The following is an 11,043-nucleotide window of genomic DNA, read 5'->3' on the forward strand; positions in this document are numbered from 1 at the left end:
TTACACCGTCGCGGTGTCGGGGAGCCACTGGCCGGCCAGGAGGAAGGCGCCGACCGCCAGAGCGATCAGGTTGACCGCCAGGAACACGCCCACCCAGAAAACGGCGGGCAGGTGGGTCAGCCGGCTCAGCTGGTCGGCGTCCGAATCACGCATCCGGCCCCGGCTCCGCAGCTTCTGCAGCTCGAAGACCGGACGAACCCCACCGAAAAGCAAGAACCAGACACCTGCGTACGCGAAAGCGGCCTGCACCTGCGGGGACGCGTACCAGGAGACGGCGAAGACGATCGCGCCGGTGATGACCAGCGAGACCACGCCGAACAGGTTCCTGATGTTGATGAGCATGAGCAGCAGCAGGACCACGGCCAGCCAGAGCAGCAGCGTGATCCGGTTGCCGCCGAGCAGCCAGGCGCCGAGAACACCGACAAGCGACGGCGCGATGTAACCGCCGAGCAGGGTCAGGATCATGCCGGGCCCGGTCGGCCGGCCGGCCGACAGAGTGAGGCCGGACGTGTCGAACTCGAGACGGATGCCGCGCAGCTTACGACCGGTCAGCAGAGCGATCAGCGCATGACCACCCTCGTGAGCGATCGTCACCGCGTTGCGAGCGACCCGCCACGCCGGACGGAACGCGACCGCCACGAACCCGGCCACCGCCGTGAGCAGAACGAGCAGTCCGGGCGGATCGGGCTGGGCGCCGAGAAGTTGGTCCCAGAGGTCAGTCACACCGTCGATCGACACGCCGGGGACTGTATCCGATCACGCTATGCCCGGCGGCGCACGACCGCTTCGACCGGCTCGGACTGTGGCCTGCGCAACGAGCGGACAGCGATGAAACCGCCGGCCACGACGGCCAGCACGAGTACGGTGAGCAGCGCGGTGAGAAGACCGGTGGCAGCGACGACCAGAGCGATGTCGGCGACAGCGACAAGCATCCAGAGAGCGATCGTCGGCTTACTGCCGTGACGTCGGCAGTTCATGGTGTACCTCCATCCGTGATGCTGGATCTACTACCCAGCAACTCGGATCTCACGCCTTACCGGGTTTTGAAGCCCTGGAAGATCGCGTCGAGGTCCGCCTTGGCCGCGTCCCAGTCCTCCGGCGAGGTGTAGAAGCCCAGCGTCCACGCAGTGTCGTCGATCTCGAAGACCCGCTTCACCACGTGCTGCGCGTTGTTGCCGCTGTTTGTGGTGTAGGTGAACTCCCAGTCCGCGGCGTCGTCCTGGTAGTCGACCTCTTTGACACCGAGGTTGTTGTAGTTCCGGTAGTGGCTGGTGCTCTGCTGCTCCAGGTACTCCACCGGGTCGTCGATCTCCTGGTTCACCTTGTTGATGATGAGCAGGCGATTGCTGTAGTTGACCCGGGTCTCGCTGCCGCCACCGGAGACCGAAGCGCCCTTCGGCAGCGACAGGCTGAACCCGGAACCGCTGTAGGAGCGCCAGCCCGCCGGGATGCCGGCCGCCGCGGAACTCGCGGCCGTGCTCGGTGCCGCGCTGGGTGAGTTGTTCGCCGCCGGTTTGGAGGCCTCACCCTGGCTCGCCGGGCTCTCCGCTTCCGACGGGTTGCCGGCCGCGACAGCGCCCTTGCTCGGTGTCGTGCCGGTGGCGCCCTCGGCGTCGTCACCGAACGCCTGCACCACGATGATGCCGATCAGCAGGATGAACGTGAGCACGATGCCGAGACCGATCGCCGCCTGGCGGTGGGTCAGCGTCGTGCCGAGCACGGTGATGCCGCGGCGCTCGGACGGGCGCATCGGCATGGGCGTCCACGCCGGACGGCTCGGCCGATTGAACTCGGCGCCCGCACCGGCACCTGCGCGCGCGCCTCCGCCGACGATCGAGGTCCGGTCGTTGTCCGGGGTCGGAACACGCCGCGGACCGGGCGGCGAGAGCGGAGCGACGATCGAGGTCCGGTCCGCGTCCGGCCCACGTCCGACAACCGAGGTCCGGTCATCATCCGGGATCCGGTTGACGGCCGGGGTGCGCTCGACGATCGAGGTCTTGTCGGCGTCCGAGGGTTTCCGGGCGGCCGGGGTCAGGATCGCGGCCGGGGCCACGATCGTGCGGTCGTCGGAGACCTCGGTGGCCGGCTCTTCGGTGGCTGACTTTTGCTTGACCGGCTCATTTGTGGCCGGCTCATCTGTGGCCGGCTCATTGTTGGCCGGCTCTTTGTTGGCCGGCTCATCTGTGGCTGGTTCTTCGGTGGCTGGTTCTTCCTTGGCGGCCGGGGCCGCTTGCGGAGTTTCCGGCTGCTCGGTGGTGGCTTCCGGCTGGTGCTCGGGGGCAGCGTCCTGGGCCTGACCGGCGTTGCCGGCCGAATCGGCCTGGTCCGCCTGGGCTGCTTGCTGCTCCGGGAGCGGCCCAGCCTCGACCAGGTCTGTCTGGTCTGCATCGTTCGCGGTGGCCGGTTCGTCCTCCTGGACGATCGCGACAGCCGCGTCCTGGGATGTCTCGTCCTGGGATGTCTCGTCCTGGGACACCCCGTCCCGGGACGTCTCGTCCGAGGGCCAGGGCTCCGGGGTGACCTGCGCCTGAGCATCGGTCGCGGAGTCCTGAGGAGTCGCCTCCTGGGAGGTTGGCTTCCCGGGCGGGGAGGCTTCTTTCGCCGGCTCGACCACGGTCTCCTGGGAGCCCGACGGCTGGGAGCCCGACGACTGGGAGCCGCGTTCCTGGGACGGGACCGGTGGGGTGCCGGTGGGCATCAGCGTGGTTGCCTGTGCGGCCTCGGACGCGGCCACGATCGGGTAGGCCCCGGTCGCCGCGGCCAGCGACTTCTCGTGCTCCGGTGCTGCCTTCTTCCGCCGGTTCGCGGCCACGTCGGCCGCGGTGAACCCGACGCGGGCCGGGCTCACCGGGGCGCTGGACGGCGTACCCGTGGAGAACTGCGGGCGGCCGGGCGGCGCGGGCGGATAAGGCGTACCCGGGATGTCGTGAACCGCGGGTGAATCGACGCGCGTGGCATCGAGGGGTTTCGGGTCGCGGCCGGGAGGCTGCAGGCCGCGCGGCGGAGCGTCCGACGGCGCGGGACCACCGACCGGCGCCTTGCCCGGCGCGTAGATCGGCGGGCGACCGTCAGCGGGACGGCCCTGCTGCGGGTTCCCACCCGGCCGGTTCCCGAACTGCGGGTTCCCACCCTGGGGATTGCCGGCCTGGGGATTTCCGGCCTGCGGGCGGCCCGGCTGCTGCGGGTTGGCGGCGGCGGGGCGCTGAGGCGGGTTGCCGGCGGGCGGGCGGCCCTGCGGCGTGTTCGTGACCGGCGGGCGGCCCTGCGGCGTGTTCGTGACCGGCGGGCGTGGCGTGGGCACCACCGGTGCCGAACCTGTCGCGGTCACCCAGCCGGAACCGGGCAGAACGGGCGGACCACCCGGGCCGCTCGGCAGCGAGGGACGCTCCCGGCCGACACCCGGGCGGCGCATCGTCGGGCTCATCGGGAAGGCGATCTTCGATCGCCGGCCGGCGGCTCGCGCCAGCAGGCGCTCGGCCTCCTCCGCATCGATGCGGTGAGCGGGATCCTTGCGCAGCAACCCGTTGAGTACGGACTTGAGCGGTCCCGCGTTCCGTGAAGGCGGAACGTTTTCGGTCGCCAGCGCGGCGAGCGTGGCGATGGCGGACGGCCGCGCGAACGGCGACTGGCCCTCCACCGCGGCGAACAGCGTGGCGCCGAGCGACCAGAGGTCGGCTGCCGGACCCGCTGTGCCGTCCCGGGCACGCTCCGGCGCGATGTACGCCGGGGAGCCCAGAACGAGGCCGGTGCGTGTCACGTTGGGGTCGCCGGGCACTGTGGCGAGACCGAAATCGGTCAGCACCACACGGCCGTCGGCGCCCATCAGCACGTTGCCCGGTTTGACGTCGCGGTGCACGACGCCGGCCCGGTGCGCGGCGCGCAACGCGTTCAGCACACCGAGACCGATCTCGGCGGCACGAACCGGATTGAAGGGACCGTCGGCGGCGAGGGTGTCCTGCAGCGAACGGGAAGCCACGTACTCCATGACGATCCATGGGTCGGCGTCCGTCCGCAGCACGTCGAAGACACGCACCACGTTGACGTTGTTGAGCCTGGCGATGGCGCGTGCCTCACGCAGTGAGCGCTCGCGCATCTCCTGCCGCTCGGCCGGGGTCAGACCCGGAGGCGGAACGAGCTCCTTGATGGCGACGTCCCGGTGAAGGACGACGTCAGTGGCCCGCCAGACACGCCCCATCCCGCCCTGACCGAGCGGCGCAACGAGCCGGTACCGATCAGCGACAACGAGTGGGGGAGAAGAAGACATCACGCAGAAAATACCTGGTTCTGTCGAGCGGCCGCGAATTGATCAGCCGAGTGTGGGACACGTGTCACCGGATCTCCGGTCACCCGTCGTACGCTCGGTTGATGAATGCGGAACCGCTGGTCAGCGTCGTACGAGGAAGCCTAGACGATCATGAGCTGGCCGCGCTGGCCGCCATCCTGACATCTCGATCCACTTCGGTCAATTCCGAAACTCCGTCGCAAGACACCTCCGAATGGACGCGATCCGCCCGCCCAGCAGGTGCTGCGCGCGGGTGGCGAGCCTCCGGCCTGCCCCGATAACGGCTGTCCACAGGGGGCAGTCATACACGGTGTGAGCGGATAACCTCGGAGGGAAATCACACCACACGTTCCGGGAGGCCGGGATGACCGTCCCACTGGGCGACCACTGTCACATCGAGGCGGACATCCGCGCCATGGAAAAGATCGCAGCCGGGCTGGCGGATTCGGTCGAACGTGACTACACCCCTCGCGCGATCACAGTCAGCGACACGATGCTCACGCAGATGACCGGCAACGCTAGCTTCACCGAGCTTGACCTCTTTGTGCACGCTCACGCACGGGCACAGGAGGTCACGCTGCGCAACGTCTGCGACTACGCGGACGGGACCTACGGCCTGGCGGCGGCGGCACGCGAGGCCGGCGCGCTATACGCGGAAAGCGACGCGAACGCGCAGGCCGTTCTTGAAGGACTGGCCTCACCCGGCTCGCAGATCGCTCCCGGCCGGCAGACTGCACCCGGCTCGCGGGCCGCTCTCGGATGATCGCGGCGACGGGCGGCGGCGGGGGTACGAACTGGGCGTCGCTGCGCGTCGACCAGATGTGGGCCATGCTCGCCTCCCACGACGAGGCCACCCACGCCCGCCTGGCCGGTGGCTGGCGCCGATCGTCCGAACTCGTGCAGGAACACATCGAACAGGTCCGGCGATACCGGGAGAGCCTGGCCGACGCCTGGCCTCCGTCCCGCAGCCCGGCCGCGGCGGCATATTTCACCCGGTTGGACGCACTGATCACCAACCTGGAGGAGACGTACGAGGCCGCGGTCGCGAATCAGCGCGCCTTCGGCGGGGCATCGGGCGCCCTGCGAGCAGCCCGGCGGGAGATGGCGGCGATCGCCCGGGAGCACGCGGCCAACGAGATGCTGCTCGCCGGCTTCGCCGAGGAGAAGCGGCTGCACCAGCTGGTCGGCGGCAAGGCCCGCGGCCCGGCGCCGCAGAGGCCGGTGTCGGTGGGCCGGCAGGCGGTGCTGGAGGCCAGGGCGCGGGCGGTGATGCAGTCACTGAGCGCCGAACTGGCCCAGGCACAGACGGCGCTGGTGGTCCCCTCCCCCTACAAGCCGGCCTCCTATTCACTTCCGGTCAGACCGCCCGGGTTGCTGGACGCAGGTCGCCAGCCGGCCGGGGTCCAGCCGAGGGCAGGGCGGGGTGCGGGCTTGGGCGCGGGCTTGGGCGCGGGCTTGGGCGCGGGCTTGGGCGCGGGTGCCGGCCTGGCCTCAGGTGGCGATCCAGACCGAAATGCCGGTTCCGGCGCGAGTGCTGGTCTTGGACCACGTGCTGGTCTCGGACCACGTGCTGGTCTTGGACCACGTGCTGGTCTTGGCGCAGGTGCAGGTGCAGGTGCCGGCCGCGGTGCGAGCACTGACGCGTCCGGTGGCACGGGCCCTGGTCCTGGCCTTGGTGCAGGCGCCCGCGGTGGCGCGGGCAGTGATGGAGCGGGCGGCGGCGGGGGCGAGGGCAGTGGTGGAGCGGGCGGCGGGGGCGCGGGCGGCGGGGGCGCGCGTGCTGGGCTCGGCGCGAAACCGGAGCGGACGGCGGCCGGCACGGTCATCGGCTCGGTCCCGGCCGGACGCTCCTCGGGAAGCTGGCAAAACGGAGTTGTCCAGCCGAATGAAGCGTCCGAACCTTCGGAGGCCGCACCCTCGAAGGACCCGCGAACGCACCCGGTCGGCGGCGTAATCGGCGGCGTTCCCGCCACAGGCCAGCACCCGTCGTCAGATCAGCGGCCGCCCACCAGGGTCAACCCGGTCGGCGGGCTGATCGGGCAGCCGCACCAGCCGTCCCAGCCCAGTCCACCGCAGCAGGCCCGGCCCGCCAGAGGAAAGCCCACCGAAGCCCACTGGAAGACGAAAAAGGGCGTGAACCCCGTCATTTCGCCAGCTCCGGAGCAACCGATAGACCCCGGCCCCGTAATCGGCCATAACCCCTGACGAACCGGTAGCTCCTCCAGCCATAGCCGAGCGCTCTTGTCGGACTGCAGTGGCATGTCTGGCCTACGCATTCGGGTGCTCTACGCCCCGGTCCCCGATCTTGAGAACTCCCCCGAACCGTTTGCGGCGAATTCCACAAGATCGGGAGGCCCTCGTCGATCTTGTGGAATTGAGCGGCAGCGTGTTCGGGAAACTCACCAAGATCGAGGAAAGCCAGCCACCACCGACCCGGCAGGACCGGCACCCGACACCCGGCGGTCGGCGCGGCGCCCAGCGGTCAGCGCAGTACCCAGCGGTCAGCGCAGTACCCAGCGGTCAGCGCAGTACCCAGCGGTCAGCGCAGTACCCAGCGGTCAGCGCAGTGCCCAGCGGTCAGCGCAGTGCCCAGCGGGCGGCGGGCGGCGGGCGGCGGGCGGGTCGGCGCCTGACGGGCGGCGGGCGGCGGTACTGCACGCTCACCCGTCCGTCGATCTTGCTGGATCCCGCGATGCCGTCGGCCGACTGGCGCTTGTGGTCGTCATGTGGGTGGAACTCACCTAGATCAGGACAAGCCTCCCGCTTTACCTGGAAGCGAGTTCGCGTGACACCTGCCAGCGGCAGTGGCTGGCTCGCCGTCGGGCCGGTACGCCGGCTGAAAATTGGTTGGCGAGGGCCGGAGGGCGTGGTCGGATGCCGGGGTGGGTGAGCTTCCGGATGGGTGGGTTCTGCGGCGGCCGACGCTTGGCGACGCCGGCGCGATTCTTGCGATGGTGCACGCCAGTGACGTTGCCGCTGTGGGTGAGCCGGACTTCACGCTGGACGAGGTCCACGAGGAGCTGACCGGGCCGCACACCGACATGAGCCGGGACAGCTGGCTCGCGATCGAGCCGGGTGGTTCGGTCGCCGGGTGGGCGTACCCGCGTAACCCCACTGGGAAGGCCCGTGACTTCGTCGAGGTCTACGTTCACCCGGAGACCGGGCTGCCGGCTCAGCGGCCGCTCCTGCGCCTTCTGATGGCGCGGACGGCCGAGCGGGCGGCGGAGCTCGGGCACGAGGTCTACACGGTGCGGGCCGCGGCAATTCCGAGCGAGATCGCGTACATCGCGGCGCTTGCCGACGCGGGCTTCGTCTTTGTGAAGCAGCACGCTCGGATGCAGATGCCGCTCGCCGGTGTGCCGCACGAGGCGCCCCCGCCGCCGCCGGGCGTGGTCGTCCGGCCGGTCCGGGCCGGCGACGAGGGCGAGATGCGCCGTTTCCACGGGGTTGTCGAGGAGGCGTTCCGCGACTCCGACCACCGGGCGCCGGGCTTCGAGGACTGGCGGGAGCAGTTCCTGGCCGAGTCCGGGGTCGACTTCGGCGAATGGTTCGTCGCCGAGGTGGACGGCGTGCTCGCTGGCGCACTGCAGTCCGGCGGCTCGGGTGGCGACGACGCCAACGACGAGGGCTGGGTCAAATCACTGGCGGTGCTCCGGGCGTACCGAAGGAGGGGTGTCGGTGAGGCGCTGCTGCGCCGAGCGTTCGCGGCGTATGCGGCTGGAGGGCGCACCAAGGCCGGCCTCGGCGTCGATCTGGCGAACCCGACCGACGCCGCGAGCCTCTATCGCAAGGCCGGGATGACCGCGCTGTACCGCGCGAACATCTATGAGACGACGCTAGACCTCGGGTGAGGCCGTCCCGGTCGGGCGGCTGCGCAGTTCGTGCACGTAATCGTCGGGCGCGCCGGCTTTCTCCGCTGCGTTGGCGATCTCGGAGAGGTACCACGCGGTGGGCAGGCCGCCCTCGTAACCGGCGTAGACGTAGATCCAGGCGGGTATGTCACCTTCAAGTGTCGATACACGGACGGTGAGCTTCTGGTAGGCGCCGGCAGTCACCCCCTCGACTTCGTCGAGCTGGGAGGCATCCCATGGGTGGACGTCGTAGAGCGAGACGAACACCCGGTCGCCCGGTGACTCGACGACCGTGGTTACTGCCCCCTCCCAGCCCATTTGTCCCTCACCGGCAAAGGTGAGGCGCCAGCCTTCGATCCACCCCACGCCAACCATCGGCGAGTGCGGACAGTAGGCCCGCATGCGGGCAGGGTCCAGGTTCGAGCCATACGCGGCGTAGTGACGCACGGCGACGACGATAGCCGCAGTGAGGGGTGGTGAGAATATGGAACGTGCGTGTCGGCACGTCTGGTCGGATTTAAATGGTTTTGTGGAGGTCGTTAGCGTGAGTCGGATCGTGATCATCGGTGGGGGACCGGGGGGATACGAGGCCGCCCTGGTCGCCGCGCAGCTCGGCGCGGACGTCACCCTCGTCGAGGCGGACGGTCCGGGTGGCGCATGCGTGCTGACCGACTGTGTGCCCTCCAAGACGTTCATCGCCAGTTCGGAGGTGATGACCGGTTACCGGCACAACGAGCGGTTCGGCATCTCCTCGTCCGGTCTGGACGGGGTGAGCGTCGACGCGGCAGCGGTGAACCAGCGGGTCAAGTCGCTGGCGCTGGCTCAGTCGGGCGACATCCAGACCAAGCTGATCAAGGCGGGCGTGGACGTGGTCCGCGGCCGGGCCCGGCTCGGCGAGGACCGGCTCGGTCACACCCACCAGGTGCTGATCACGCCGGAGAACGGCGAGACGTACGCGGTGGAGGCCGGCACCGTCCTGCTCGCCACCGGCGCCACCCCGCGGGTGCTCTCCTCGATGCGCCCGGACGGCGAGCGCATCCTCGACTGGCGGCAGGTGTACGACCTGACCGAGCTGCCCAGCCACCTCGTGGTGATCGGTTCCGGTGTGACCGGCGCCGAGTTCGCGAGCGCCTACCTCGCGATGGGCGTACAGGTGACGCTCGTCTCCAGCCGTGAGCGGGTGATGCCGCACGAGGACGCGGACGCCGCGATGGCGATAGAGCGGGTGTTCCGTGAGCGGGGCATGACGATCCTGAGCCAGGCCCGTGGTCAGTCGGTGGTGAACACCGGCGACGGCGTCCAGGTCACCCTCGGCGACGGCAAGGTGATCGAGGCCTCGCACGCGCTGATCGCGGTCGGCGCCATCCCGAACACTGCTGACCTGGGTCTCGCCGAGTACGGCGTAGGGGTCGGCGACGGCGGTTACGTGACCGTCGACCGGGTGTCCCGGACCAACGTGCCGGGCATCTACGCGGCAGGCGACTGCACCGGTGTGCTGCCGCTGGCCAGTGTCGCCGCGATGCAGGGCCGGATCGCGATCTGGCATGCGATGGGTGAGGCGGTGGCACCGTTGCGGCTGCGTACCGTCTCGGCGAACGTTTTCACCGACCCGGAACTCGCCACGGTCGGCATCTCGCAGAACGAGGTGGACTCCGGGCGTACGCCGGCCCGCCAGGTGATGCTGCCGCTGACCGGTAACGCCCGGGCCAAGATGGCCGGCCTGCAGGACGGTTTCGTCAAACTGTTCTGCCGCCTGGCGACTGGCCAGATCATCGGCGGTGTCGTGGTGGCGCCGAAAGCCAGCGAGCTGATCCTGCCGATCACCATGGCGATCGAGAACAACCTGACGGTCGATCAGCTGGCGCACACCATCACGATCTACCCGTCGCTCTCCGGCTCGATCGCGGAAGCGGCGCGGCAGCTGATGCAGCACGAGATTCAGTAGGAGCTGCGGCAGGCTCTTCGGCGGCCGGTCCGCCGCCGAAGAGCGCGAGGACCCAGCCGGCCGTGCCGAAGATCACAGCGGCCGCTGCGGCGACCGCGAAGAGCCGCCAGGCCGACTGGGTGATGGCGGTGCCGCCCAGGTGGCCGACCAGCCCGCCGTAACAGGCCCAGCACAGCGAGGCCAGTCCGTCGTACGCGACGAAGAGCTTGACCGGGTAACCGGAGCGGCCCGCGTGGTAACCCGACGCCATCCGCCCGCCGGGGACGAACCGGCAGAGCAGCATCACCAGCGGACCGGGCCGGCGCAGGCCGCGGGTGAACCGTTCGGCCGCCCGCCGGGTCCGGCCGGGCTCGCCGGCATCCTCGCCGCGCGGGGCGAACCGTTCGCGTAATGCGCTCAATCGGGCACCGGTTGAGCGTCCCAGGACGAACGCGACGGCATCACCGGCGAACATGCCGATCGCGCCGACGGCGATCACCGCGGCGAGATCGAGATTGCCGTAAACGGTGAGTGCCCCAGAAGTGATCATGATGGCCTGGATCGGTACGACCGGCACCAAAGCGTCCACCGCCAGGAAGCCGAACAGGGCCAGGTAGGCCCATGCCGGCGTGGCCAGCATGGTCAGCAGTTCGGTCATCGGCGTGTCACCTCGCGGCTTCGGGGCTCACGGCATTGTGCGTGGCCGTAGCTGAGAGTGCGCTGTGCTGGTGTAAGAACTCTTTATTCAGAATGCTCCCCGTCCAGACGCTCTCCGTCGTGACGCCGGACACGGTACGTCCGAAGTTCATCCCTGCGCGCCTGGTTTTCGATGGCACCGGGGTCCGCGGCGTACGGTTGGACTAGCCCGTGCCGCCGGGTCTCGGAGTGCCCCGGCAGTGCGGCGCGGGCCGCCGGTAGGTCCCGTATCGGCGGCCCGCCCACGGTGACATGCGATGACACAGCTGAAATCCCTGCGCAACGAACCG

General features: G+C 69.8%; 9 protein-coding genes and 1 pseudogene. 5 read left to right on the forward strand and 5 right to left on the reverse strand.

The annotated features are described in order from the left end of the window. From ACQP2E_RS35250 to ACQP2E_RS35260, 3 genes and pseudogenes are all read right to left on the reverse strand, one after another. Positions 1 to 738, reverse strand: a complete 738-nt coding sequence (locus ACQP2E_RS35250; protein ID WP_433827288.1) for a M50 family metallopeptidase — start codon at positions 736 to 738, stop codon at positions 1 to 3. Positions 739 to 761: 23 nt separating this feature from the next. Further along, on the reverse strand, positions 762 to 977 hold the full coding sequence (locus tag ACQP2E_RS35255) for a hypothetical protein (protein WP_433827289.1): 216 nt from the start codon (positions 975 to 977) through the stop codon (positions 762 to 764). 2,063 nt (positions 978 to 3,040) lie between these two features. Continuing rightward, positions 3,041 to 4,264 (reverse strand): annotated as a pseudogene (locus ACQP2E_RS35260) (protein kinase domain-containing protein); the annotation flags it as partial. 101 nt (positions 4,265 to 4,365) lie between these two features. On the opposite strand from ACQP2E_RS35260, the gene ACQP2E_RS35265 reads away from it, so the two are divergent. The 4 genes from ACQP2E_RS35265 to ACQP2E_RS35280 all read left to right on the forward strand — a co-directional run bounded on the left by ACQP2E_RS35265 (position 4,366) and on the right by ACQP2E_RS35280 (position 8,133). Then, positions 4,366 to 4,563: an acyl-CoA carboxylase subunit epsilon gene (locus tag ACQP2E_RS35265; RefSeq protein ID WP_111651854.1), complete on the forward strand. Its 198-nt coding sequence runs from the start codon at positions 4,366 to 4,368 to the stop codon at positions 4,561 to 4,563. Positions 4,564 to 4,646: 83 nt separating this feature from the next. After that, on the forward strand, positions 4,647 to 5,045 hold the full coding sequence (locus ACQP2E_RS35270; protein ID WP_433827290.1) for a hypothetical protein: 399 nt from the start codon (positions 4,647 to 4,649) through the stop codon (positions 5,043 to 5,045). Continuing rightward, the gene (locus ACQP2E_RS35275) at positions 5,042 to 6,487 is read left to right on the forward strand and encodes a hypothetical protein (RefSeq protein ID WP_433827291.1); all 1,446 of its coding nucleotides are present in this window, start codon (positions 5,042 to 5,044) and stop codon (positions 6,485 to 6,487) included. The genes ACQP2E_RS35270 and ACQP2E_RS35275 overlap by 4 nt, the downstream gene beginning before the upstream one ends. A 677-nt stretch (positions 6,488 to 7,164) precedes the next feature. Next, positions 7,165 to 8,133 (forward strand): GNAT family N-acetyltransferase, encoded by a 969-nt coding sequence (locus ACQP2E_RS35280; protein ID WP_433827292.1) that lies wholly within the window; start codon positions 7,165 to 7,167, stop codon positions 8,131 to 8,133. Here the strand turns inward: ACQP2E_RS35280 and ACQP2E_RS35285 are convergent. Continuing rightward, the gene (locus tag ACQP2E_RS35285) at positions 8,119 to 8,580 is read right to left on the reverse strand and encodes a gamma-glutamylcyclotransferase (RefSeq protein WP_433827293.1); all 462 of its coding nucleotides are present in this window, start codon (positions 8,578 to 8,580) and stop codon (positions 8,119 to 8,121) included. The genes ACQP2E_RS35280 and ACQP2E_RS35285 overlap by 15 nt on opposite strands. 97 nt (positions 8,581 to 8,677) lie before the next feature. Here ACQP2E_RS35285 and ACQP2E_RS35290 point away from each other — a divergent pair, with 97 nt between their 5' ends. Continuing rightward, the gene (locus ACQP2E_RS35290; RefSeq protein ID WP_433827294.1) at positions 8,678 to 10,078 is read left to right on the forward strand and encodes an NAD(P)H-quinone dehydrogenase; all 1,401 of its coding nucleotides are present in this window, start codon (positions 8,678 to 8,680) and stop codon (positions 10,076 to 10,078) included. Here the strand turns inward: ACQP2E_RS35290 and ACQP2E_RS35295 are convergent. Further along, positions 10,005 to 10,715, reverse strand: coding sequence for a DedA family protein (locus ACQP2E_RS35295; protein ID WP_433827295.1), 711 nt, complete (start codon positions 10,713 to 10,715; stop codon positions 10,005 to 10,007). The two genes, ACQP2E_RS35290 and ACQP2E_RS35295, sit on opposite strands and share 74 nt — an antisense overlap. Between the last annotated feature and the right edge of the window lie 328 nt (positions 10,716 to 11,043).

This window comes from Actinoplanes sp. CA-015351, from assembly GCF_050955685.1.
Taxonomy (GTDB): Bacteria; Actinomycetota; Actinomycetes; order Mycobacteriales; family Micromonosporaceae; genus Actinoplanes.